The following is a 24,586-nucleotide window of genomic DNA, read 5'->3' as shown; positions in this document are numbered from 1 at the left end:
CGGACGCCCGGGTCAGCCGATGGTGAACACCGCCGCGGCCGTCAGGCCCGCCGCGACCACGACCCCCACGAGCGCGCGGCGGAGCGGGAGTCGTCGCCCACGTCCGATCGGCACCCCGCGTTCGACGAGCTCACCGAGCACCGCCCAGGGCGACGCCTCGGTTCTGGACACCGCGCGTTCGGGCAGGCCCACGAGCAGGTCGTGGACCGGCGGGTCCCAGCGGACCGGCCGCGGCGCCGCTGCGGCACGGACCACGGCCAGTGCCTCGATCACCGCCGCCGAGTCGCCGTCGAGCGCCGCGGCCAGGGCCTCGTCGATGCGAGGACGCTCGTCCGAACGTGCGTCGGTCCGTTCCCACACCAGCCGAGCCGCGAGCACCAGGAGCCGCGCACCGTGCTCGTCGGATCGCCGGACTCCGTCCGACCCAGGAGGTCGATCGCACAGCACGACGGCGCCGGCATCGTCGACGAGGACGTCGTCGAGTCCCGCCGAACCGATGCGCACCGCGCCGGTCCGCTCGGCCACCGCGAGTTCGAGGAGCGGCACCGTCAGCGTGACGGCGACGCCGGTCGTCGGGGTACCGACGATGTCGAGCGCAGCGGCGAGGACCGTCCCTGGCGGCCGGAGCACATCCACCGCGAGGCGTCCGTCCGGCAGCCGCCCGACTTCGACGACCGGCGCAAGGTGGCGGGCCGCGCGGTCCCGGGAGACAGCCGCACGGTCCGCGAGCCACGCCAGGAACGCTCGCTCGTCGGCCACGGCGCACCACCGGTCGTGATCGGTCTTCGTCTGCATGTCGAACAGCCTCGTCGGGACCGGTCGCCCGCGGTCGGGCGGGACACCGTTCTGTGGAGAACCCCGTTCGCCCACAGCCGGACCGACGACGGTCCTCGGAACTCGACGCAGGCCGTATCCTGGTCGCATGGCACGCAGCAGTTCACAAGGTACGGCGGCGAAGGAGCCGGGTCGTCTCAAGCAGATGTACCAGGTCTTCACGATGACCCGTCGGGCGGACCCGAGCTCCGTCTGGTGGTTCGCACTGGCATTCGTCGTCCCGGTGGTCCTGGGCGTCCTGCTCGCACTGCTCCTGCCCGGACAGAACTGGCTCGCGATCACCCTCTGGATCGTCGCGGGCGTCCTGCTCGGCGTGCTGCTCTTCCTGATCGTCCTCGGCCGGCTCGCCGAGCGCGCTGCCTACTCGCAGATCGAGGGGCAGCCCGGCGCCGTCGGTGCCGTCCTGTCGAACTCGCTCCGTCGCCAGTGGCGCTCGAGCGAGATGCCCGTCGCGGTGCACGGTCGTTCGCAGGCCGCGGTCTACCGGGCGGTGGGCACCCCGGGGGTCGTCCTCATCACCGAGGGCCAGCGCGGCAACCTCAACCGCCAGGTCGACGAGGAGCGCCGCAAGGTCCAGCGCATCGTCCCGAACGTGCCCGTGCACGTCGTGCACGTGGCGAGTGGCGCGGACGACAAGGCTGACGACGCCGTCACGCTGCACAAGCTCCCCCGTGCGATGAACAAGTTCAAGAAGGCACTCAACCGCAACGAGGTCCTGGCGGTCGCGAACCGGCTCGACTCGCTCACGCAGAGCCCCGCCGCGTCGATCCCGAAGGGCATGGACCCGATGCGTGCCCGCGCCGGCCGTCCGCGCTGAGCGACTCCCCCGTCCACCGAGAACGCCCCCGACCGTGCCAGGTCGGGGGCGTTCCGCGTGCGGGCTGCGTGGTGGAGTCGGCTCTGGACGCGGCGAGGCCCGGCTCGGCTCGGCTCGGCTCGGCTCGGTCCGACTGACGGCGCACGGTGCCGGCCTCGCCAGCCCGTGCGAGGTTGGCGGCACCGTGCGAGCCTGCAGCGCCGCACCGAGCGGGCAACCTCGTACCGGCCGAACAACCACGCACCGTGCGGCACCGGCCGACGGGCCCCGTCGGACGCGGCGCACGGTGCCGGTCACACCAATCCGTGCGAGGTTGGCGGCACCGTGCGAGCCTGCAGCGCCGCACGGAGCGGGCAACCTCGCACCAGCCGAACTACCACGCACCGTGCGGCACCGGCCGACGGGCTTCGTCGCACGCGGCGCACGGTGCCGGTCACGCCAATCCGTGCGAGGTTGGCGGCACCGTGCGAGCCTGCAGCGCCGCACGCAGCGGGCAGCCTCGCACCGGCCGAACAACCACGCACCGTGCGGCACCGGCCGGACAACCTCTCACCGTGCGGACAGACCGCCCCGCGCCCCCGCGCGTCAGCGCCGGACGAGCACCGTGCCCGCGATCCGGTCGTGCGCCCCGCGACTGTCGCGGTCGATGATCAACGCCGGCACGACCAGGCAGAGCAGCAGCGTCCGCACCACGGGCCGCCAGACCCCGACGTACCCGCCGCGCAACGGCACCACCCGGAGCCCGACGCAAATGTGCCCGAACGACCCGGACAGCAGGCAGATGAACAGGATCTGCAGCGCCGCGAAGATCGCGATCTGGATCCACGAGTGCGCGATGTCGCCGGAGCCGTTCACCGGCGACCACACCCCGGTCACGTACGCCACGAGGTCCGCGAGTGCGCCGTCGATGAGCAGGGCCACGACGCGACGGCCGATCCGCCCCACGCTGCGCGGCCCCTCCTCGGGCAGACCGAGGTCCTTCCCCGGCCAGCCGTCCGGGTGCCCCGATCCCCCGGAAGACGACGCGGACGACGAACTGGTGCTGCGGGCCATGCCCCAAGCGTAGGCGAACCGGTCGACGTAACACGCACGAAACAATCCAGTCATGTCCGGGAAACCCTGTGTCAATAGCCTCGTCGGAGGGTGCACCCGCGGCACCTCCACATCACCCAAACCCCCAGGAGATCGACACACATGTTCAGCGATTCCTCCGAGGTCCTGGCCTTCATCAAGGACACGGACGTCAAGTTCCTCGACATCCGCTTCACCGACCTGCCCGGCGTGCAGCAGCACTTCAACATCCCGGCATCCACGGTCGACGAGGACTTCTTCTCGGTCGGTCAGCTCTTCGACGGCTCCTCGATCCGCGGCTTCGCGTCGATCCACGAGTCGGACATGCAGCTCATCCCTGACGTGACCACGGCGTACATCGACCAGTTCCGTGCCGAGCGCACGCTGATCATGATCTTCGACATCTACAACCCGCGGAACGGCGAGATCTACGGTCGCGACCCGCGCCAGGTCGCCAAGAAGGCGGAGAAGTACCTCGCGTCGACGGGCATCGCGGACACCGCGTTCTTCGCCCCCGAGGCCGAGTTCTACATCTTCGACGACGTCCGCTACTCGGTCACCCAGAACAAGTCGTTCTACTCGGTCGACTCCGAAGAGGGCGCGTGGAACACCGGCCGCGAGGAAGAGGGCGGCAACCTCGCCAACAAGACCCCGTACAAGGGCGGCTACTTCCCCGTCTCGCCGGTCGACAAGACGGCGGACCTGCGCGACGACATCACCCTCAAGCTGATCGAGGCGGGCTTCGAGCTCGAGCGCTCGCACCACGAGGTGGGCACCGGCGGCCAGCAGGAGATCAACTACAAGTTCGACACGATGGTCCACGCCGCGGACGACATCCTGAAGTTCAAGTACATCGTCAAGAACACGGCCGACCAGTGGGGCAAGGTCGCCACGTTCATGCCGAAGCCGCTCTTCGGTGACAACGGCTCGGGCATGCACACCCACCAGTCGCTCTGGAGCGACGGCAAGCCGCTGTTCTACGACGAGAACGGCTACGGCGGCCTCTCGGACGTCGCCCGCTGGTACATCGGCGGCATCCTCAAGCACGCTCCGGCACTGCTCGCCTTCACCAACCCGTCGATCAACTCCTACCACCGTCTGGTGAAGGGCTTCGAGGCCCCGGTCAACCTGGTCTACTCGGCCGGCAACCGCTCCGCCGCGATCCGCATCCCGATCACGGGCACGAACCCCAAGGCCAAGCGCATCGAGTTCCGCGCGCCGGACGCCTCGGGCAACCCGTACCTCGCGTTCGCCGCGCAGCTCATGGCGGGCCTCGACGGCATCCAGAACCGCATCGAGCCGCACGAGCCGGTCGACAAGGACCTCTACGAGCTCCCCCCGGAGGAGGCCAAGGGCATCCCCCAGGTCCCGGGCTCGCTCGACGAGGCGCTCGACGCGCTCGAGGCCGACCACGAGTTCCTCGTGAAGGGCAACGTCTTCACCGAGGACCTCATCCAGACCTGGATCGACTACAAGCGTGAGAACGAGATCCTCCCGCTCGCCCAGCGCCCGCACCCGTTCGAGTACGAGCTCTACTTCGGCGTCTGACACGCACCGCACCACGAACGCCCCCGCACCGGTCTCCGGCGCGGGGGCGTTCCGCTGTGCCGAGACTCGACAGGGCGGACGTCACACGGGGCGCAGCACCGCGCAGGTGTCCGCATGGCCGAGTCTCGTCCGCGGGCCCGGCCGTGCGGATGGAGACGTGACCGCCTGGAGGCGCGGTGCCGGCCCGCCGGACCGGCACCGCGCCTCCAGGCGGCTCGCCCGGTACGTTCCTTCCCACAGCACCCGCGATGCCGGACGGGATCGGGCGTACCTGGTCGGAAAGAACCGCCAGGTACGCCCGATTCCACCAGGTGTGCCCGATCCGACCGGGTACGCCCGACCCCGCCAGGTACGCCAGGGCACGTCGGCCCCCGGGACACCGGCGCCGGGCGCACGGGAGCGGGGCCCGTGCCGCCCCGGCACGGACCCCGCTTCGCGTCCGACGACTACCGCGCGGTGGCCACCGCGTCGTTCGTCCCCGCGGCGACGCTCACGGGTGCACCCGTGACCGGAGTGGGCCGTCCCAGGGAACGGACGGTCCAACCCGCCTTGACCCAGTCGGCGACCGGGAGGCAGTTGCGGGCGTCGATCACCGTGCGACGCCCGACGATCGAGCCGAGCTCGGCCGGGTCGGCGGCGATGACCTCGTCCCACTCGGTGAGGACGAGCACGACGTCCGCGTCCTCGATCGCACCGGTCATCGACGACGAGTACGTGAGCGTCGGGAAGGAGCGGCGGGCGGTCTCCATCGCCTCCGGGTCCCAGAGCGTCACCTGGGCGCCGCGGAGGTGCAGCGCGGCGGCGACGTTGAGCGCCGGCGAGTCCCGGACGTCGTCGGTGAGGGGCTTGAAGGCGGCCCCGACGACGGCGACCCGGCGGTTCAGCACGGAGCCGCCGAGGGCGTCGATCGTCATGTCGATGACCCGTTCGCGCTGGCCCATGTTGATCTCGTCGACCTGCTGCATGAGGCCCACGACACGGCCGGCACCGAGCTCGTTCGCGCGGTGCATGAGCGCGCGGATGTCCTTCGGCAGGCAGCCGCCACCGAAGCCGAGGCCGGCGTTCAGGAACTTCCGGCCGATGCGGGCGTCGTGCCCGAGGGCGTCCGCCAGGGTCGACACGTCCGCGCCGGTGATCGCGCACATCTCCGAGATCGCGTTGATGAACGAGATCTTCGTGGCGAGGAAGGCGTTGGCGCTGACCTTGACGAGCTCCGCCGTGGCGAGGTCGGTCGTGATGACCGGGGTGCCCTCGGCGATGGGTGCCGCGTAGACCTCGCGGATGACCGCGTCGGCCGCGGCCGAGGCGCCACCCCAGACCAGCCGGTCCGGGTGCAGGGTGTCGTCGACGGCCTTGCCCTCGCGGAGGAACTCGGGGTTCCAGATGAGCTCGGCGTCGATCCCGGACGGCGTGAACTCGCGGACGATCCCGCGGAGCCGCTCGGCGGTGCCGACGGGGACCGTGGACTTGCCGACGATCAGGCCGGGGTGCGTCAGGTGCTCGGCGACGCCGCGCGTTGCGTTCTCGACGTAGGTCAGGTTGGCGGCGTGCGACCCGGCGCGCTGCGGGGTCCCGACGCAGACGAAGTGGACGTCGGCCGCGGCCACCGCCTCGGGCAGGGAGGCCGTGAAGCGGAGCTTGCCGCTGGCGACGTGCTTCGTGATGAGCTCCGGCAGGCCGGGCTCGTAGAAGGGGACCTCGCCGGCCGACAGGGCCGCGAGCTTCGCCGGGTCGACGTCCACGCCGATGGTCTCGAAGCCCATCTCGGCCATGGCGGCCGCGTGGGTGGCGCCGAGGTAGCCGGTGCCGATGACGCTGATGACGGGGGCGGGACGGGAGTCCGCGGTCTTCTTCTGAGCGGTCATTGCTTGACCTCCTGCAGGTCGTAGTCGATGTCGGTGCGCTTGATGCCGTCGGCGAAGGCCTGGAGGCTGTCCGATCGGGAGTCGAGGCGCCAGTCGTTGGTCGTGCGGGTGCCGTCGACGATGGTCGTCGCGGTCTCGCTGAAGTACGCGAAGCCGATGACGTCGTCGTTCGCGGGGTCCGCGAGGGCGTCGAAGAGCGAGGTGATCCAGCGCGACTTCTGCGAGTCGGACACGCTGCCACCGGTCTCGGTCGCGCCGATCTCGTTGAGCACGATGTTCTTGTCGGGTGCGACCTGCCGGATCTGGGCGAGCGTGGCCCCGAACGTGTTCTCGAACGTCGGCTGCTCGGAGGCGTCACGGTAGTAGCCGCTCATGCCGACCCAGTCCACGTACTCGGCACCCGGGTAGTAGTTCTGCAGGTACTCGAGCGTCTGGTACTTCGTGTTGCCGAGCTTGTCGATGCGGGACGGCGACCAGTCCCAGATCGCGTACTGGTTCGCGCCGTTGTCCTGGAACACCTGCCAGACGTGCTTCCACATCGCGGTGTACGAGCCGGCGGCGTTCTGCTGCTTCGACGATTCGGACCAGTTGTACCACTGACCGTTCATCTCGTGGTCGAAGCGGATGACGAGCGGCATGCCGTTCGCCTTGAGCGCCTGCGCGTACTGCGTGAGGTAGGCGTCGAACTTGCCCGAGATGATGTCCTCGTTCGTGTACCCGGGGACGTACGGCTGGTCGTTGCCCGTCTTGGCCGGCACGGACTCCCACGTCATCATCGGCAGGCGTCCGTTCGCCCACGAGCGCTGGACCGCGTTGGCGTTGAAGTTCTGGTCGAAGCCCTGGAAGAAGCCGACCATGTTCGTGGCCTTGCCGACCTCCTTCGAGACCTGGTCGTACTCGGACCAGTTGAAGGGTGACTGCGCCGTGTAGAGGCCGTACCAGCGGGACTGCTGGCCGAGGATCTCCGCCTTGGTGGGCGTGCTGATCGGCGTCGTCGTCGGGTCGGTCGAGGGGCCGGGGTTCGGGTTCGTCACCCCGCCCGAGCCGGAGCCGGAGCCGGAGCCCGACCCGCCGGATCCGGAGCCGCCGGACCCGGACCCACCCGAGCCGCCGGACCCGGACCCGCCGGAACCGGAGCCCGACCCGGAGCCACCGGAACCGGTGGACCCCGAACCGGACCCGCCGGAGGCGGAGTCCGACCCGGACCCGGAGCCCGCGGCCTTCGCCGAACCGAGGTCGGACTGGAGCGACGCGATCTGCGCCTTGAGCGAGGCGATCTGGTCGGCACGCGACCCGGCCTGCGCCGTCGAGGAGTCGAGCTTGCCCTCGAGCGCCCAGATCTTCTCCTGCGCTGCCGTGAGCTGCTGCTGGAGCTCCGCGGCCGAGATCTTCTTCTTCGGCGGCGTCACCCCGAGCGCCTGGTGGACCGCGGTCGACACCGAGCCGGCCGGGGAGACCCAGACGTTCCAGGTGATGAGGCCGAGGACGAGGACGATGGCGGTGGTGCCGACCGCGGTGAGCCGTGCGTGCTTGCTGGACTGGGCCCACCAGGCACCTGAGGAGCGGATGAGGTCAGACAATGAGGAAGGCCTCCAGGGCGAAGATCGCGAAGCCGATCAGGTACGGGATCGCGGCGTACGGGTTGTACCGGCGGACCTTCGTCGGCCGGGCGGCGCGCGCGGCAGCCGGTGCGGCGACACCCTCGCGGTCCCGGCGGGTGGCGAGGACCGTCGCGGTGGAGTTGGTCGTCGCGTCGGCACCCGGGTCGAACCCGGTCCGACGGGCGCTGGCCCCGGCGCCGAAGATCTCGTCGAACGCCCGGTCGGCCGCTGCCTGGTCGTCGGGGTACCGCGCCGCGTCGACCGGGCTGACCGGCGTCTGCGTGGCGACGGCCTGCGGCTGCACGGCGTCAGCCGGGTCCTCCTCCATCGGGCCACCGGCGTAGGCGCCGGCGCGGGTCCCCCAGCCGGACGCGTGCGCCAGGCGGAAGAAGCCGATGAGCCGGATCGGCATGAGGAAGAACGTCGAGACGATGATGAACATCGGCAGCCGGAAGAAGTCGCTCGGCTTCTCGGCGAGGTGCCGCATCTGCCGGATCGCCATGCTGAGCACCGACGAGACGACCATGAGCGCGGCCACGTAGACGAAGCCGGTCGAGAAGCCGTACTGCTGCAGGATCCCCTGGTACAGGTTCTCGCCCTGCCCGGTGAACGCGCGGTAGATCCAGCCGGCGATCACGCCGAAGAGCATGAACGGCAGGATGATGTCGGTCAGGAAGAACACCGCGAGGATCGGCGCGTGGCCGAGCATCCACGGGAGCATCCGGAGCGTGTTGTACTGCGATCCACGGGCCCAGCGGAGCTGCTGCTTGAAGAGCTTCTTCACCTGGAGCGGGGCGTCCGTGTAGACCAGCGACGTGTACTGGTAGACGGTCCGGTACCCCTCCTTGAGCGTGAGGTTCGTCAGGGTCCGGTCGTCCGACACCTCGAGGAAGACGCCCATGAACTTCTCGTGCATGAAGCGGTCCATGACCCGCACGAGGATGTCCCGGCGGAAGGCGATCGTGCGCCCGGGCAGGCAGCCGATCTGGCCGAGCACGCTCTGCGCGGGCATCGAGTAGAGCGCGCGGGAGTTCTCCAGCCAGTCCGCCCAGCGGGTGATCCAGCTGCGGGTCGGCTCGAGGATGCGCTGCCGGGTCGTGACGCCGCCGACGGACGCGTCCGCGAACGGCTTGAGCAGCTCGGGGAGCGTGCCCGGCGTCCAGACGGTGTCGGAGTCGACGAGGATCGTGATGTCGCCGTTCGACATCTCGGTCCCGACCTTGACGGCGTTGCGCTTGCCCGGGATGGGCGTGTGGGTCCAGCGGACGAGCGGGGCGAACTCGTCGCAGACCATCTCGAGGGCCTCGTTCTTCGCGCCGTTGATGACGACGATGATCTCGCCGGGACCCTGCTCGACCATGCGGCCGATGACGTCCCGGAAGAGGTCGAGCGGTTCGTCCACGACGGGGACGACGACGCTGGTGGTACCGGTGTAGGTGCCGGTGAAGGGGCGGTAGCGGGCGGACAGGACGACCTTGAGCAACCAGAGCAACCAGATCACCGCGGAGTACACGGCGAACAGGTAGAACTCGGGATGCCCTTCGACCATCTGCCTGATCTGCAGAATGAAGGTGAACATCGATCCCTGCTTCAACGTTCGAGGTGGAGATTCCGCTTCATCGGGGAATCAGGGTCGGTTCGGGTGACCCCATTGATGCAGAACTGTGACCGCACGCGCAACGCGGCCCCCGTCCGGGGGCGTTACGAGCGTGTTACGGGGTACACGTCGGTCCCCCTCGCGGTGGGAAGATCCTGTCCGCACTGGTGCTGACAGCACTCCGGTGGACCGGAAGCGGTGCCGGATGGCCAACACGAGCACGAGCAGGTTCCGGGAGGCGCGGCGTACCACCGCAGGAAAGCCCCGTTCAGAGCATGGTGGCCGGGCGCGTCGCCGCGTGGCTCCGGCACGCCTCCCCGACACCCGACGGCGAACGATCACGACGAGGTAACGACGGGCGGCCACCTGTGCCCCGGGGTACACGGAGATGTCGAACGGGGGACGCTGCTCGTTACGGGGAATTCACTTCCGAGGACGTGTCAACTCGCTGCGAAACGCGTCACCTCGGGCGTGTCGCGACCGGGGTCAGGCGCCGTAGAACTCGCGCTCGAAGACCTGACGGGCCCGGCGGGTGATCCCGAGGTAGTCGTCCTCGAGCTCCGACGCCGACCCCGGCGGGTACTCCATGAGCCGGGCAATGCCCTCGAGCTGCACACGGTCGACGGGCAGCACGTCGGTCGTCTTGCCCGACCAGAGGACGAGCGCGCTCCGGGTCCGCGACGCGAACCGCCACGCTGCCCCGAGCCGCTCGGCGTCCTCGGGTGCCACGAGCCCGGCGTCGCGTGCGGCGTCGAGGGCCTCGAGCGTCGAGGTCGTCCGGAGGCCGGGGATCGTCAGCGCGTGCTGGAGCTGCAGGAGCTGGACGAACCACTCCACGTCGCTCAGTGAACCGCGTCCGAGCTTGAGGTGGCGTGCCGGGTCCGCACCGCGCGGGAGCCGCTCGGACTCGACGCGGGCCTTGATGCGCCGGACCTCGCGGACCTGCTGGTCGTCGATGCGGTCCGGGTACCGCGTCCGGTCGGCCAGGTGCTCGAAGTCACGGAGGAGCTGCGCGTCCCCCACCGCACCCCGGGCTCTGAGCAGCGCCTGCGCCTCCCACGTGAGCGACCAGCGGGCGTAGTAGGCGCCGTAGGAGTCGAGCGTGCGGACCACGGGACCGTTCTTGCCCTCTGGACGCAGGTCGATGTCGAGGTCGAGCGGGTGGATGGCGTCGTCGGTGAGCCGCCCGAGTTCCCGCACGATGGTCTGCGCCGCCCGCGAGGCCTGCTCCGAGGGGACGTCCTCGGGCGCGCGGTAGACGTAGAGCACGTCGGCGTCGGAACCGAACCCGAGCTCGCGCCCGCCGTACCGTCCCATCGCGATGACGCCGAACTCGAGCCCGGCCGGGGCGTCCCGCCGTGCCAGCACGAGGGCACCGGCGAGGGTGGACTCGGTGACGTCGCTGAGCGCGGGCCCGAGGGCGTCCACGTCGAGGTGCCCGAGCACCGCCGCCATGCCGAGGCGGAGGGTCTCACGACGGCGGGCGGACCGCACCAGTGCCGCGGCGCCGTCGACGTCGTCGCCGTGCCGGGCGGTCGTCGCGCTGACCTCGGCGAGCAGCGACTCGACCGGGCGGGGCCGCAGCAGCGTCTCGGGTTCGTCGAGCCAGGCGACGGCCTCGGGGAAGCGCTCGAGCAGACCGGACAGGAAGGCCGACTCGGACAGCACCGTCGTGAGCGAGTGCGCCGCACCGGACGAGTCGCGGAGCATGCGGAGGAACCAGCTGGACTCCCCCAGGGTGTCGCTCAGCCGGCGGAAGGCCAGGAGCGCCCGGTCGGGTGCCGGCCCCTCGGCCATCCACCGCAGGAGCACGGGCAGGAGGTTGCGCTGGATCGCGGCGCGACGGCTCGTCCCCTGGGTCAGCGCGCGGATGTGGCTGAGCGCGCCCGCCGGGTCCGCGAAGCCGATCGCGCCGAGGCGGTCGACGGCCTGGTCGCTCGTCAGCACGATGTCGCCGTCGCTCGCCGCCACCGCCGACAGCAGCGGTCGGTAGAACAGGCGCTCGTGGAGTCCGCGGACCTCGAGCTTCACGGCCCGCCACCGGGTCTCCAGCGCCGATGCCGACCGGGCGAGGCCGCTCGAGCGTGCCAGGACGCGGAGCTCCTCCTCGTCGGAGGGCATCAGGTGGGTGCGCTGCAGGCGGCGCAGCTGGATCCGGTGCTCCAGCAGGCGGAGCAGGGCGTAGTCCGGGCCGAACCGCGCGGCCTCGGGGCGACCGACGTAGCCCGCGGCGGTGAGGGCGTCCATCGCCTCGAGCGTGGACCGGACCCGCACGGTCTCGTCGTCGCGGCCGTGCACGAGCTGGAGGAGCTGCACGGTGAACTCGACGTCGCGGAGCCCGCCGGGGCCGAGCTTGAGCTGCCGGTCGACCTCGTCGTCGGGGATGTTGTCCGTCACCCGCTGTCGCATGCGCTGCACGGACTCGACGAACCCCGGGCGCTGCGCGGACGTCCACACGAACCCGGCGACCGCCTGGGCGTAGCGCTCCCCCAGGTCGACGGAGCCGGCGATCGGCCGCGCCTTCAACAGCGCCTGGAACTCCCACTCCTTCGCCCACCGCTCGTAGTACGCCACGTGCGAGTCGAGGGTCCGGACGAGCGCGCCGTCCTTGCCCTCCGGACGGAGGTTCGCGTCGACCTCCCAGAGCGCCGGCTCGGCCGCGAGGTCGGTGATCGCATGGGTCGCCGCGATGGCCAGCCGGGTCGCGATGAGCACGGCCCGGTCGGTGCCGACGCCGGTGTCTGCCTCGTCGTCACGGGTCGGCTCGGTCACGAAGATGACGTCGACGTCGCTGACGTAGTTGAGCTCGCGCGCCCCGGCCTTGCCCATCGCGATGACGGCGAGCGGCGTCGCGGCGACGTCGGCCGCCGGGAACGGGACCTCGCGCCGGGCGACGTCCACCGCGGCCTCGAGCGCGGCACCCGCGAGGTCGGCGAGCCCGGCCGCTACGGCGGGGAACGCCTCGGTCGGCGCGGCGTTCAGGACGTCGAAGAGGGCGATCTGGGCGAGGTGCCGGCGGTAGCGCACGCGCAGCCGGAGCCGCGCGTCCTCACCGGTGGCGCCGTCGATCGCCGCGAGCAGCGACGCGGTGTAGGCCTCCTGCGACCACGGCGCCGTCACCGGGGCGAGCAGCAGGTCGATCTCGGCCGGACGCCGGTGCAGGAACTCGCCGAGCCCGACCGACGCGCCGAGCAGCCTGACGAGGCGCTCGGCCGCGGCCTCGTCCGCGAGGACGGGGCGCAGTTCGTCCGGCGCGCGCTCGAGCAGCCGCTCGAGCGCGCGGAGCGCGCCGTCGGGATCGGCGGTGGACTCCCAGAGGGCCGGGGCGGCGCTCACCGGCACCGGCAGGTCGGGGCCGAACCGCGCCTCCAGGTCGGCGATGCGTTCGAGGCTCTCCGACAGCTCCGCGAAGCCCAACCGGGCCAACTCGGAACGCGACGTCGTCGTCCGACCGGTCATCTGGTGCGCGCTCCCGGTGCCGTCAGAGCGCGCCGAGGTTGGTGTCGAGCTCGAACGGCGTGACCTGGTCGCGGTAGGCCTTCCACTCCTGCCGCTTGTTCAGCAGCACGAAGTTGAAGACCTGCTCGCCGAGCGTCTCGGCCACGAGCTCCGAGTCCTCCATGAGGCTGAGGGCGTGGTCGAGGCTCGCCGGGAGCTGGCTGTACCCGAGGGCGCGCCGCTCGGAGTCGGACAGGCTCCAGACGTTGTCCTCGGCCTCGGGCGGGAGCTCGTAGCCCTCGTCGATGCCCTTGAGCCCGGCGGCGAGCAGCAGCGAGTACGCCAGGTACGGGTTCGCCGCCGAGTCGATGCCGCGGTACTCGATGCGGGCGGACTGGCCCTTGTTCGGCTTGTACAGCGGGACGCGCACGAGCGCCGAGCGGTTGTTGTGGCCCCAGGTCACGAACGACGGGGCCTCGTCACCACCCCAGAGGCGCTTGTACGAGTTCACGAACTGGTTCGTGACCGCGGTGATCTCGGGAGCGTGCTTGAGGACACCGGCGATGAAGTGCTTCGCCGTGTCGGACAGCTGGTACTGGCCGCCCGCCTCGTAGAACGCGTTCTGGTCGCCCTCGAACAGTGACACGTGCGTGTGCATGCCCGAGCCCGGCTGCCCGGAGAGCGGCTTCGGCATGAAGGTGGCGTAGACGCCCTGCTCGATCGCGACCTCCTTCACGACCGTGCGGAAGGTCATGATGTTGTCGGCCATCGTCAGCGCGTCGGCGTAGCGGAGGTCGATCTCGTTCTGCCCGGGGCCGGCCTCGTGGTGGGAGAACTCCACCGAGATGCCGAGGTCCTCGAGCATCCGGACCGACCGGCGACGGAAGTCGTGCGCGCTGCCCCCGGGGACGTTGTCGAAGTAGCCGGCGCGGTCGACGGGCTGGGGGCCGCCGTCCTTCCAGTCACGGCTCTTCAGCAGGTAGAACTCGATCTCGGGGTGCGTGTAGAACGTGAAGCCACGCTCGCTCGCCTTCGCCAGTGTGCGCTTCAGCACGTTGCGCGGGTCGGCGACGGCGGGCTGCCCGTCCGGCGTCGTGATGTCGCAGAACATCCGCGCGGTCGGGTCGATCTCGCCGCGCCACGGGAGGATCTGGAACGTCGACGGGTCCGGGTGCGCCAGGACGTCCGCCTCGTAGGAGCGGGTGAGGCCCTCGATCGCGGACCCGTCGAACCCGATGCCCTCGGCGAAGGCGCCCTCGACCTCGGCCGGGGCGATCGCGACCGACTTGAGGGTCCCGATGACGTCCGTGAACCAGAGTCGGATGAACTTGATGCCCCGCTCCTCGATGGTGCGGAGCACGAAGTCCGTCTGCTTGTCCATTGACGCCCTTTCCGTGGTGCAGCTGGTCCAGCTGGGAGTCTCAGCCTATTGGTCTTCGTCGTCCCAACGCTCGTTGTTCGCCTTGATGCGGTCCAGGGCGTGTTGCGCCTCCTCACGCGTGTCGAACGGGCCGATGCGGTCGCGCTGCGGCGACTGCGGGCCCTGCTCGACGGCGTGCGTCTTCTCGTTGAACCACCACTGGGACTCGATGCGTTCGTCACTCATGCCGCCACCGTACCCACGGGGCGCGTGCGTGGCCCGGGCGCGCCGGGCGCGCCGCGCGCGCCGGGTGCGCCGCCCGCCGCAGGCGGGGTGCCGAGTCTCGGCTCGGCGGACAGTTTCGCGGCGCCGGAGCGCGAGTTCTGTCCGCAGGCCCGAGTCTCGGGGCGCGCCCCGCGCGCAGGGTGAGGGCCTGGAGGCGCGGTGCCGGTTCGTCGGGCCGGCACCGCGCCTCCAGGCCGTCACGTCGGCACCCCGCCTCACGCGTCCGCGCGGTGCGCGGCCCCGACTAGAGTGGTCGGCATGCCCCGGGACGAACACGGACACCTGGCCGCCGGCCGCATCTCCCCGCAGCGGTCCGTCCCGAAGGACATCGAGCGCCCGGAGTACGTCGGGAAGGCCGAGCCGCACGAGCACGGCCTCGGCGACACGTACACCCCCGACGAGGTGGAGCGGATCCGGGTCGCCGGACGCATCGCTTCGCAGGCCATCGACGCCGTCGGCCGAGCGATCCGTCCCGGTGTCACGACCGACGAGCTCGACCGGATCGGCCACGAGTTCGTCGTCGCACACGGCGCCTACCCGTCGACGCTCGGCTACCGCGGCTACCCGAAGTCGCTCTGCTCCAGCCTCAACGAGGTCATCTGCCACGGCATCCCCGACGACACCGTCCTGCAGGAGGGCGATCTCGTCAACATCGACATCACCGCCTACAAGGACGGGATGCACGGGGACACGAACCGCACCTTCATCGTCGGTCAGGCATCACAGGAGGTCGAGGACCTCGTCACCCGCACGCGGCTCGCGCTCGAGCGCGGCATCAAGGCCGTCGCCCCGGGGCGGCAGGTGAACGTGATCGGCCGCGCGATCGAGGCGTACGCGAAGCGCTTCGGCTACGGCGTCGTCCGCGACTACACCGGCCACGGCGTCGGCCGCGCGTTCCACTCCGGGCTGATCATCCCCCACTACGACGCCCCGCGCTTCGACGACGTCATGGAGCCCGGCATGGTGTTCACGATCGAGCCCATGCTCACGCTCGGCGGCATCGACGCGGACATCTGGGCCGATGACTGGACCGTCTCCACCCGCGACAAGTCGTGGACCGCACAGTTCGAACACACCCTCGTCGTCACCGAGCGCGGCGCGGAACTCCTCACCGTCTCCTGACATCCACACCGAAAGGCTCCTCATGACCTCCCTCGCAGTCGGCGTCGACATCGGCGGTACGGGCATCAAGGGCGCGATCGTCGACGTCTCCACCGGCGAACTCACCACCGACCGGATCAAGAAGGCCACGCCGGAGGGCGGCAAGCCGCACGACATCGTCGCCGTCGCCGCGTCCATCCTCGAGGAGCTCGCCCCGGCCTCGGACGTCCCCGTCGGGGTCTGCTTCCCCGCGATCGTCCGCGACGGCAAGACCATGTCGGCCGCGAATGTGTCGAAGAAGTGGATCGGCTTCGAGGCCGAGGCGCTCTTCGAGAAGGAACTCGGCCGCTCCATCCACTTCGTCAACGACGCCGACGCCGCCGGGTTCGCCGAGCAGCAGTTCGGTGCGGCGAAGGGCAAGGACGGCCTCGTCGTCGTCACCACCCTCGGCACGGGCATCGGCACCGCGCTCATCAACGATGGTGTGCTCATCGTGAACTCGGAGCTCGGGCACCTCGAGATCGACGGGCACGACGCCGAGTCGCGGGCCTCGTTCGCCGCCAAGGAGCGCGACGACCTGTCCTGGAAGCACTGGGCGAAGCGGCTGCAGAAGTACTACTCGACGCTCGAGGCCCTGCTCTCCCCGGAACTCTTCGTCGTCGGCGGCGGAGTGTCGAAGCAGTACGAGGAGTTCCTGCCGCTGCTCGACCTGCAGGCGGACATCATCCCGGCGACGCTCCGGAACAACGCGGGCATCATCGGCGCGGCGACCCTCGCCGCGAAGAGCGCCTGACACGTCTGCGCTGGCGCGCCCGGACGTCGACGGCGCACGACACGCCGCGTGCTTCGTGTCGAGGTCGCACGAGGTGCCGTTCGCGTCTCGGCCGGACAGCAATTCGGGCGACCTCGGCGTCCGTGCCCGCTAGACTCGTCATCGCGAACGGGTCGGTGAGACGGTCGCGTCACTCCCCCGGGAGTGCCGAGGAACGTCCGGGCTCCACAGAGCAGGGCGGTGGGTAACACCCACCCGGAGCAATCCGCGAGACAGTGCCACAGAAAGCAGACCGCCGGCGGCGACGTCGGTAAGGGTGAAACGGTGGTGTAAGAGACCACCAGGGGTCCGGGTGACCGGATCCGCTCGGTAAACCTCGCCCGGAGCAAGGTCAGACAGAGGACGCAGAGGCTGCTCGCCGAGTCCTCGGGTAGACCGCTGGAGGCCGACGGCAACGTCGGTCCGAGAGAGATGGCCGTCACCGCCGCTTGCGGCGGGACAGAACCCGGCGTACGGCCGGCCCGTTCGCACCCCGTACTTGCCGGTGGGCGGCGCGCGCGGGCGCTTGGGCGCTCGCGCGGGCTCCTGCGCGCGCGCTCACGCGGTGCGGCGCTCCCTCGCACCGTGTGCGGCGCTCCCTCGCACCGTGTGCGGTGCGCCAACCCGTGCCGGGTTGCCCGATGGGTGCGCCGCTTCCTCCTGCCACCTAGATGGCAGCGCCGCACCGGACGACGAAGCGCGCACCGTGCGGTCGCCACGACGTGCGTCGCTGCGGACGGGAGGGACGGTGCGCACCCGCACCGCGCCTCCCGTCCACCGCGGCGACAGCCCGAGCGCCCGCGGAGCGCAGCGCACCGTGCGCGGTGCGCCAACCCGTGCCGGGTTGATCGCTCCGTGCGCCGCTTCAACCTGCCACGGAGCTGGCAGCGGCGCACCAGCTGACAAAGCGCGCACCTTGCGCTCTCGACGTGTGTCGCGGCGGACGGAAGGGTAGGGACGGTGTGCGCCCGCATCGCGCCTCACTGCCGCCGCGGCGACAGCCCGCGTGCCGCGGAGCGCAGCGCACCGTGCGCGGTACGCCAACCCGTGCCGGGTTGACCGCTCCGTGCGCCTCTTCAACCTGCCACGGAGCTGGCAGCGGCGCACCGGCTGACGAAGCGCGCACCGTGCGGGCAGCGGCCGTGCACGACCCCGCGCCGATCCCGCCCGCGCCAGCCCGCGCCGCCCGCCCGCGCCGCCCGCGCCGCCCGCGCCAATCCCGCCCGCACCCACCCCGGACGCACGGGAGGCGCGGTGCCCGTTGGCACCGCGCCTCCCGTGTCCGCACCGCGGCCAGCGACTACAGCCCGGATTCTGCCGTCCGCACCAGGATCGCGTCGCTGTCCGGGCACAGCACCACGTCGTCGGGCGCCGCGCGCCGGATCGTCTGCAGGTCGGAGTTCGTCAGCGTGACGCCGGAGGCCGTCGACACGCCACCCTGCAGCAACGACGCACCGAAGCCGTAGCGCGCCCGCTGCCGGTCGTAGAGCGCGAGGAGCTCCGCCGGCACCTTCGCGGCGACGGCGGCGCGGCTCTGCGTGGCGGACTCGCGATCGGCCTCGAGCCGCGCGATCTCGGCGTCGCGCTCGGCCACGAGCCCGGTGCGCTGGGCCTCGACGTCGGCGAGCTGCGCCTCGACGTCGCCGACCCGGGCGCGGAAGCCGTCGAGGTGCTCCATCACCTCGAGCTCGGCCGTCTCGAGGTCGCCGATGCGACGCTGCAGCGACTCGAGCTCGCTCTGCAGACCCGCGGCGTCCTTCGCGCTCGACACGTTCTGGAGCATCGTCGTGTCGCGCTCGACCCGGGCCTGTGCCGTGGCGGTGTCGGACTCGAGGCGTGCGAGCTCGCGCTCGGCGTCCTCGACCTCGCCCGTGGCCGCCGCGAGCTGGGCACGGAGACCCGCCGCCGCCGTGCTGAGCTCGGTGAGTCGGTCGCCCTTCTGCAGCGACGTGATGCGGTGCGCAATGCGGGTGACGTCGTTGTCGAGGCGCTGGACGTCGAGGAGGATGACCTGGTCCTCGGGTGCTGCCTTCATGGTCAGACTCCTTGTGTGTCGTTGGTGGGTTCGGCCGCCGGCAGGACGGCGAAGTCCCACGGGTCGGTGCGGAGGTCGCTCACGGTGACGCGGACGCCCGCCGCACGGCGGAGCTGCTCGGCGGCGACGTCGAGCCAGAGCCACTCGGTGGCCCAGTGCGAGGTGTCGATGAGGGCCGGCCCGCCGCCGAGCAGCGCCTGCTCGCGGAACTCGGACGCCGGGTGGTGACGGAGGTCGCTCGTGACGTACACGTCGGCCCCGAGCACGGCGGGGTGCCCGAGGTAGGCGTCACCGGCACCGGCGCAGAGGGCGACGGACCGGATCGGCTGCTCGAAGTCCCCCGCGACGCGGACACCGGTCGCGGTGCCGGGCAGGAGGTCCACGAGTGCACGGGCGAGCGCCCCCAGGGTGGTCGGTTCGGCGAGCTCGCCGACACGACCGATGCCCGTCGACGGGTCCGTGCCGGGTTCGAGGGGTCGTTGGTCGGTCAGCCCGAGCCGGTCGGCGAGCACGGCCGATGTGCCCGTCGTGACGACGTCGGCGTTGGTGTGGGCCGCGACGAGTGCCGCGCCGCCGCGCACGAGGGTGGCGAGCACGCTGCCCTTGTAGGTCGACTCGGCGATGGTCGTGACCCCGCGGAGCAGCAGCGGGTGGTGCGTGAGCAGGAGGTCGGCACCGAGCTCGACCGTCTCACGCGCGGTGGCCGGGACGGCGTCGACCGCGAGGTGCACGTGGTCGACGGTCTGGTCGGGGTCGCCCGCGACGAGCCCGACGGAGTCCCAGGACTCCGCGCCGGTGGCGGGCCACAGGTCCTCGATCACGGCCTGGAGTTGGCGGAGCGTCGGCATCCCGTCAGTCTACCGAGCCGACCGGGTGGCCCCGGGCGTCCTGTGGACGACGGCGGTGCTGATCGCCCCTGTGGACGACCTCCGACACCGACCGGGGATCAGCGACGACCGAACGCGCGGAGGACGCGGGCCACGAGCCGGGTCCACCAGCCGGCGGACGCGTGGTCGGCCGACGCGTGGTCGGCGGTCGCGACGTGGGCGGCGGCACCGTCGACGGTCGGCGGCACCACGGCGTCCGGCAGCACGACCGGCGTGCTCGCCGTCGCGCCGGCGTGCGCCGTGAGCGCGGCGGCGAACGCGGCGCGGTCGATGACCGTCGGTCCGGTCGCCGGCTGGACGAGCGGCGTCGGTCGCGTGTTCGCGGACACCGGCGAGACGACCGGGAGGGACAGCACGGGTCGGACGGCGCCCTCGCGTTCCGACGTGGTCGCGTCCGGGGCGTCGATCACCTCGTCGACGTCGGTCGCCTCGACGAGCGCAGGGGCGGCCGCGCCCGGCTCGCCGGCCGGGCGGACGGGAGCGGGGGTGGCGGCCCGGACGGCGGCGACGGACACACTCCCGGTGGCGGCGCGACGCGCCGCGGCACGGTCGAGACGATCGGCCTCGAGTGCGGCGTCGGCCAGCAGGTCCGCGAAGACGCTGTGGGCGAAGGCGCGTGCGGCCTCGACCTCGGGGTCGCGCTGTCCGGCGACGGTGGCCTCCCACGCGGCGAGACGCGCGAGGTCCTCGTCGCGACGGCGGACCTCGTCCTCGAGGATCACGATGCGCTCGATGGTCGTGCGCCCGCTGGTCGAGGACACCTCGACGGCGAGGTCCTCGATGCGGAGGGCGATGCGCTCCGGCGGCTCGGGGAAGGACGGGGCGCACGCAGCTGCGTGCCGGGCACGGTCCCGGGGACGGCGGAATGCAGCGGCGTCCGACACAACCTCGTCGGTCGACACGGCGTCGACGACGGCGGCCGGCTCGACGGCGGCCGGCTCGACGGCGGCCGGCTCGACGGCGGCGGGCAGCGCCGCAGCGGTGTCGGCGGGGACGGGCGCAGCGGTGTCGGCCGCAGCGGGGACGGTCGTGGCGGACTCGACGGGGGCGTCCGACGCTGCGTCCGGACGCTGCACGGGACCGGTGACCGGCGGGACCACGAGGTCCGACAGGTACGGGGCGCGCGTCGCCGGGGCGTCACGGAGCCACTCCTCGAGCTCGCGACCGAACGGGTCGACGAGGGGGGTGCGTGCACCGGACTGCGTTTCCATGTCCGCAGCATAAATATCGCGACGCTCAACTCCGCGGACATCCGCGGTGTGTCGCCGGAGTCCGTGCCATATCGCCTCGAACGTGAACGGCGTGTCGAACGAAGACCAGGACGCCGCCGCGACGCGGCCACGGCGGAGTCGTCCGCGGGGCACGACACCGACGGCACACGGGACACCCGCACGGACGCGCACGGACCCGTACGGACCGATGCGGAAGCACCGGCGGAGGGCTCAGAGCGTGCGCTCGAAGTCCTCGACCAGGGCCCGGCCGGCCGGCCACGCTCCGATGCCGCTCGCGACGTTCACGTGGCCGAGCGCCCCCACCCGGACGACGTCGGCACCGAGGGCGTCGGCGAACACGAGCGCACGGTCGACGGTGCAGTACGGGTCGTCGTCGCTGACCACGAGCCGCGTCGGGACCACGGACCGCGCAGCGGGTCCGGTGAAGCCCGCGGCAGCCGCCGGGAACCCCGGGGCGAGCGGGTCCGGCGGCGCGACGAGGAAGGCACCGGCCACCGGGGCGTGTCCGGGCTGCCCGAGCCACGCGGCGACCGCGAGCACGCCCAGGCTGTGCGCGACGAGCAGCGGCGGCTCGTCGACACTCGCCACGGCCCGGCTGATCGCGGCGGACCAGTCGTCCGGGTCGGGTCCGCTCCACGACGTCGGTGCGATCCGCACGACGCCCCCGGCGTCCGGACCGGCGGCGGACCGTTCGTCCTGCCACCGCGACTGCCAGTGGTCCGGGTCGGAGTTCCAGATCCCGGGGACGATCACCCACGGTCGAGGTCACTGCACCCTCGAAGCGTATCGGGGAGCGGGTCAGGCGTGCAGGGTGTCGCGCGGGTACTCGCCGAAGCGTGCGGCGTAGGCCCCGGAGAAGCGTCCGAGGTGGGCGAACCCCCACCGGACGGCGATCGCAGCGACCGTGACCTCGCCCGGGGCGGCACGGCGGAGCTCCTCGTGGACGCGGTCGAGCCGGATCCCGCGCAGCATCGCGTTGGGGGCCGAACCGACCTGGCGCTGGAAGGCCTGCTGCAGCCCTCGCACGCTCAGTCCGACGTGCTCGGCGACGTCCGTCGTGGTGATCGGCGTGTGCGCGAACGCGTGCATGTACTCGACCGCCTCACGCACCCGCCCGGTGGCACCCTGGGGCAGGGCGACGTCGCGGGCGAGGACGGTGTGCGGGAACGTGCGGAGCAGGGCGAGGGCGGTCTCGCGGGCGGTCTCGGCGAGGACGAGCGGGGACACGGATGCCTCCCCGAGCACGGTCTCGGCAGCCCGACGCACCTGCGCGTTCCACCCCTGCAGGGCCTCGCGTCGCGGCGGCGTGGTGTGGTCGAAGACGAGCGGCGCCGGCTGCGTGCCGTGCTCCTCGGCCGCGACCCGCTCGAGGAACGTGCGGTCGAACTGGACGAGGCTCTGCCGGACGTCCTGCAGGTCGAACGCGAACGGCCTGCCGGTCGGGAACATCATCGGCGTGCCCGGCGTGAAGGCGACCTCGTCCCGGCCGACGTCCACGGTCCCGCCGCCGTCGGCGAGCCACATGACGACGTACTCGTCGCTGGCCTCGAGCTCCCCCTGCATCCGGGCGTCGAAGCGCGTGGACCGGAAGGACATCGTCTCGTCACCGGTGACCCGGAAGCGGTAGGCGAACGGCCGCTCGGTCCGCTGTGCCCGGAACCCCACGCTCGCGTAGGCGTCCTCGTACATGTGGATCGCCGCCTCGAGGTCGGCCCCGGACGTCTCGAAACTGATCCTGGGGTCGGGCTCGGCGTTCATCGACTGGATCGTGACACGACGCCACGCCAGTCAGCGGATCGATACGCACGCATTGCGGATACCGGCTCACCGGGTGCGCGATCCGGACGACGTTGCCGGAGCGAGACGAGCACCCCTTTCGATCCGGCCGCATCCGCGGGCGTCGGAACGGTCGCCGGCGCCGCCGCTGCACCGGCAGCAGCCGCGACCGCAACGGCGACGGCGCTCAGTGCCGCCCGCGCCGCACCGTCCATCGGTTCCGGTCCGCGACCCGCTCGTACCGCAGGTCGTCGACGACCATCTGCACGAGGGCGAGCCCGCGCCCGCTCTCGGCCAGGGCGTCGGGGAGCCGGGCGGCCGACGGATCGATCGGGACGGGGACGCCGTCGTCGGTCAGGTGCACCTCGACCGCGTCGGACCCGACGTCGAGCCGGAGCGAGCACGACACGCCACGACCGGCCGCGGCGTGCTCGATGACGTTCGAGGTGAGCTCGACGAGCGCGAGCTCGAGGGCCATCCGGTCCTCGGCCGAGAGGGTCGGCTCGGTGTCCCACACGCCCGCGAGGAACGTGTGCACCGCCGTGACGTCGTCCGGCGGACACGCCAGGTCGAGGCGGTGCCCGCCCACGGCGGCGTTCATGCCCAGTCGGTCACCGCGGCGTCCCCGTCCGGGTACGTGCGGAGGATCTTGTCCATGTTGGAGAGCTTGAGGACCATCTCGACCTGGTCGGACGGCGCCGCGATGCGGAGGTCGCCCCCGGCCTGTCGCGCGGCCTTCAGCGACCCGACGAGCGCGCCGAGCCCGGAGGAGTCCATGAACTCCACGCCGGACAGTTCGACGACCACGCGGTTCCGACCCTCGCCGACGACCTTGGCGACGGTCTCGCGGAAGGTCGGCGCCGACACCATGTTGAGCCGGCCGCTGCACTCGAGCACGGCGGAACCCGCGTTCGCTTCGTGTACGACGATGTCCATGTCGGTGCCTCCTGGTGTCGGTGCATGGGTGCACCAAGCAACCTACCGGGTCCGGGTCACGAACTCGTCGAGGCTCGTCCGTCCCGCCGCGTCGCCGCGAGCTGCACGACGACCGCGGCGGCCATGAGCACCGCCATCACCGCGCCCATCGCGACCGCCGTCCCGCCGAGCGCCCCCGCGAGCGGCGTGCCGAGCCCACCGAGGCCGAACGTCAACCCGCCCTGCAGCGCCGCGGCGGTCCCGGGGTGCGCGGCACCGACGTGCTGCGTCCGGGTCATCGCCGCCGGGAGCACGAACCCCCACGCGGCGGTCACGACCGCGAGGCAGACCCAGACCGCCACCGGCCCGGCCCCGACGAGGGCGGAGACGAGCACGCCGGTCGCGCCGAGGGTGCCGAGCGCCAGCCCGGACGAGAGCAGCGCGTCCTCGGAGAACCGGCCGACCACGCGCCGGAAGACGAGCGTCGTGACGATCATCATCGAGGCGTTCGTGGCGAACACGAGCGTGTACATCCCCTCGGAGAACCCGAACCCCGTCTGGAAGACGAACGAGCTGGTGGCGATGTACGCGAAGAACCCGATCGTCGACAGCACCCCGGTCAGGACGTACGCACGGAACCGCGGGATCGCCATCAGCTCACGGATGCGCGCCCAGTTCGCACCGAGCCCCACCCCACCGCGGAACGCCCGCGGCAGCGTCTCGTGGAAGCGGACGACGACCGCGACGAAGAAGACGGTGCCGAGCACCGCGAGCACGACGAACATGAGCCGCCAGGTACCGATCGTCAGCACCGCTCCCCCGGCCAGCGGCGCGACCACGGGCCCGATCGCGTTGATGGCCGCGAGCGTCCCGAACACCTTCGCCATGCGCGGACCGCCGACCACGTCGGAGACCATGGCCCGTCCGGCGACCGCGGCGGCCGCCCCCGCCAGCCCCTGGAACACCCGTGCCACGACGAGCGTGCCGACGTCGGGCGCCAGCGCACAGCCGACGGAGGCCACGGCGAAGACCGCCGTGCCGACGAGCATCAGCGGACGCCGGCCGATGCCGTCGCTCACGGGACCGGCGAGCAGCTGGCCGACCGCGAACGCGACGAGGAACGCCGTCAGGGACAGCTGGACGGCACCCGGGGTCGTCCCGAGGTCCCGCGCGATCGCCGGCAGGGCCGGGATGTACATGTCGGTCGCGAACGGCGAGACGCCGACGATCAGGGCGAGCGGCAGGATCGGCGGCAGGCTCGTGGTCGGCCTGGTCGATCCGGTGCGCTCCGTCGTCACGTCGGCAACGCTACGCGCCCCCGAATCGATTCGACAAGGGGCGCGGACCCGCATCGGCACGGACAGGAGGCACGGTGCCGGCTGGCACCGCGCCTCCTGGACCGACTCGGCCGCG

The 24,586-nt window shown here is 71.8% G+C and carries 20 protein-coding genes and 1 other RNA gene; 5 read left to right on the top strand and 16 right to left on the bottom strand.

Annotation, left to right across the window (positions count from 1 at the left end):
- Positions 1-12: 12 nt before the first annotated feature.
- Entirely contained in the window at positions 13-795 is a 783-nt protein-coding gene (locus tag ACQXVK_RS16005) for a hypothetical protein (protein WP_430854231.1), read from the bottom strand.
- Positions 796-922: 127 nt separating this feature from the next.
- Here ACQXVK_RS16005 and ACQXVK_RS16000 point away from each other — a divergent pair, with 127 nt between their 5' ends.
- Positions 923-1,651, top strand: coding sequence for a DUF4191 family protein (locus ACQXVK_RS16000; RefSeq protein ID WP_430854230.1), 729 nt, complete (start codon positions 923-925; stop codon positions 1,649-1,651).
- 585 nt (positions 1,652-2,236) lie between these two features.
- On the opposite strand, the gene ACQXVK_RS15995 is transcribed toward ACQXVK_RS16000, so the two are convergent.
- Positions 2,237-2,704 carry an RDD family protein gene (locus ACQXVK_RS15995; RefSeq protein WP_430854229.1) on the bottom strand — a complete coding sequence of 156 codons (468 nt, stop codon included), beginning with the start codon at positions 2,702-2,704 and terminating at the stop codon, positions 2,237-2,239.
- Positions 2,705-2,845: 141 nt separating this feature from the next.
- Between ACQXVK_RS15995 and glnA (ACQXVK_RS15990) the strand changes: the two genes are divergently transcribed.
- Positions 2,846-4,270 (top strand): type I glutamate--ammonia ligase, encoded by a 1,425-nt coding sequence (gene glnA, locus ACQXVK_RS15990; RefSeq protein ID WP_022907114.1) that lies wholly within the window; start codon positions 2,846-2,848, stop codon positions 4,268-4,270.
- Positions 4,271-4,716: 446 nt separating this feature from the next.
- Here glnA (ACQXVK_RS15990) and ACQXVK_RS15985 read toward each other — a convergent pair whose 3' ends face one another.
- The 6 genes from ACQXVK_RS15985 to ACQXVK_RS15960 form a co-directional block, all read right to left on the bottom strand.
- A complete protein-coding gene (locus tag ACQXVK_RS15985; RefSeq protein ID WP_402262468.1) occupies positions 4,717-6,135 on the bottom strand; it encodes a UDP-glucose dehydrogenase family protein in 1,419 nt (472 codons plus the stop codon).
- Positions 6,132-7,715, bottom strand: coding sequence for a glycosyl hydrolase (locus ACQXVK_RS15980; RefSeq protein WP_430854228.1), 1,584 nt, complete (start codon positions 7,713-7,715; stop codon positions 6,132-6,134). The genes ACQXVK_RS15985 and ACQXVK_RS15980 overlap by 4 nt, the downstream gene beginning before the upstream one ends.
- Positions 7,708-9,315, bottom strand: a complete 1,608-nt coding sequence (locus ACQXVK_RS15975; protein WP_430854227.1) for a glycosyltransferase family 2 protein — start codon at positions 9,313-9,315, stop codon at positions 7,708-7,710. Before ACQXVK_RS15975 ends, ACQXVK_RS15980 begins: the two co-directional genes overlap by 8 nt.
- 504 nt (positions 9,316-9,819) lie before the next feature.
- Positions 9,820-12,792 carry a bifunctional [glutamine synthetase] adenylyltransferase/[glutamine synthetase]-adenylyl-L-tyrosine phosphorylase gene (locus ACQXVK_RS15970; protein ID WP_402262462.1) on the bottom strand — a complete coding sequence of 991 codons (2,973 nt, stop codon included), beginning with the start codon at positions 12,790-12,792 and terminating at the stop codon, positions 9,820-9,822.
- Between the two features lie 22 nt (positions 12,793-12,814).
- Positions 12,815-14,152 (bottom strand): type I glutamate--ammonia ligase, encoded by a 1,338-nt coding sequence (glnA, locus tag ACQXVK_RS15965; RefSeq protein WP_402262460.1) that lies wholly within the window; start codon positions 14,150-14,152, stop codon positions 12,815-12,817.
- A gap of 45 nt (positions 14,153-14,197) precedes the next feature.
- The gene (locus ACQXVK_RS15960; RefSeq protein ID WP_022906735.1) at positions 14,198-14,377 is read right to left on the bottom strand and encodes an SPOR domain-containing protein; all 180 of its coding nucleotides are present in this window, start codon (positions 14,375-14,377) and stop codon (positions 14,198-14,200) included.
- Between the two features lie 297 nt (positions 14,378-14,674).
- Here ACQXVK_RS15960 and map point away from each other — a divergent pair, with 297 nt between their 5' ends.
- The 3 genes from map (at position 14,675) to rnpB (ending at position 16,817) form a co-directional block, all read left to right on the top strand.
- Positions 14,675-15,538: a type I methionyl aminopeptidase gene (map, locus tag ACQXVK_RS15955; protein WP_430854226.1), complete on the top strand. Its 864-nt coding sequence runs from the start codon at positions 14,675-14,677 to the stop codon at positions 15,536-15,538.
- A 22-nt stretch (positions 15,539-15,560) separates the two neighbouring features.
- Positions 15,561-16,310 (top strand): polyphosphate--glucose phosphotransferase, encoded by a 750-nt coding sequence (ppgK, locus tag ACQXVK_RS15950; RefSeq protein ID WP_022906369.1) that lies wholly within the window; start codon positions 15,561-15,563, stop codon positions 16,308-16,310.
- Positions 16,311-16,458: 148 nt separating this feature from the next.
- Positions 16,459-16,817: RNase P RNA component class A (gene rnpB, locus ACQXVK_RS15945), an RNA gene on the top strand.
- An 811-nt stretch (positions 16,818-17,628) separates the two neighbouring features.
- Here rnpB and ACQXVK_RS15940 read toward each other — a convergent pair.
- From ACQXVK_RS15940 to ACQXVK_RS15905, 8 genes are all read right to left on the bottom strand, one after another.
- Positions 17,629-18,363: a zinc ribbon domain-containing protein gene (locus ACQXVK_RS15940; protein WP_430854225.1), complete on the bottom strand. Its 735-nt coding sequence runs from the start codon at positions 18,361-18,363 to the stop codon at positions 17,629-17,631.
- A gap of 2 nt (positions 18,364-18,365) precedes the next feature.
- Positions 18,366-19,211, bottom strand: a complete 846-nt coding sequence (locus tag ACQXVK_RS15935) for a Nif3-like dinuclear metal center hexameric protein (RefSeq protein ID WP_430854224.1) — start codon at positions 19,209-19,211, stop codon at positions 18,366-18,368.
- 98 nt (positions 19,212-19,309) lie between these two features.
- Entirely contained in the window at positions 19,310-20,461 is a 1,152-nt protein-coding gene (locus tag ACQXVK_RS15930; RefSeq protein ID WP_430854223.1) for a hypothetical protein, read from the bottom strand.
- A gap of 231 nt (positions 20,462-20,692) precedes the next feature.
- The gene (locus ACQXVK_RS15925; protein ID WP_430854222.1) at positions 20,693-21,235 is read right to left on the bottom strand and encodes an RBBP9/YdeN family alpha/beta hydrolase; all 543 of its coding nucleotides are present in this window, start codon (positions 21,233-21,235) and stop codon (positions 20,693-20,695) included.
- 45 nt (positions 21,236-21,280) lie between these two features.
- Positions 21,281-22,240 (bottom strand): AraC family transcriptional regulator, encoded by a 960-nt coding sequence (locus ACQXVK_RS15920; RefSeq protein WP_430854221.1) that lies wholly within the window; start codon positions 22,238-22,240, stop codon positions 21,281-21,283.
- 205 nt (positions 22,241-22,445) lie between these two features.
- Positions 22,446-22,859 carry an ATP-binding protein gene (locus tag ACQXVK_RS15915; protein ID WP_402262441.1) on the bottom strand — a complete coding sequence of 138 codons (414 nt, stop codon included), beginning with the start codon at positions 22,857-22,859 and terminating at the stop codon, positions 22,446-22,448.
- Positions 22,856-23,194 carry an STAS domain-containing protein gene (locus tag ACQXVK_RS15910; protein ID WP_430854220.1) on the bottom strand — a complete coding sequence of 113 codons (339 nt, stop codon included), beginning with the start codon at positions 23,192-23,194 and terminating at the stop codon, positions 22,856-22,858. Before ACQXVK_RS15910 ends, ACQXVK_RS15915 begins: the two co-directional genes overlap by 4 nt.
- 56 nt (positions 23,195-23,250) lie before the next feature.
- Positions 23,251-24,471: a multidrug effflux MFS transporter gene (locus tag ACQXVK_RS15905; RefSeq protein ID WP_402262438.1), complete on the bottom strand. Its 1,221-nt coding sequence runs from the start codon at positions 24,469-24,471 to the stop codon at positions 23,251-23,253.
- Positions 24,472-24,586: the final 115 nt, after the last annotated feature.

Source organism: Curtobacterium sp. AB451 (assembly GCF_050585845.1).
Taxonomy (GTDB): domain Bacteria; phylum Actinomycetota; class Actinomycetes; order Actinomycetales; family Microbacteriaceae; genus Curtobacterium.
This window is presented reverse-complemented; position numbering and strand designations above follow the sequence as displayed.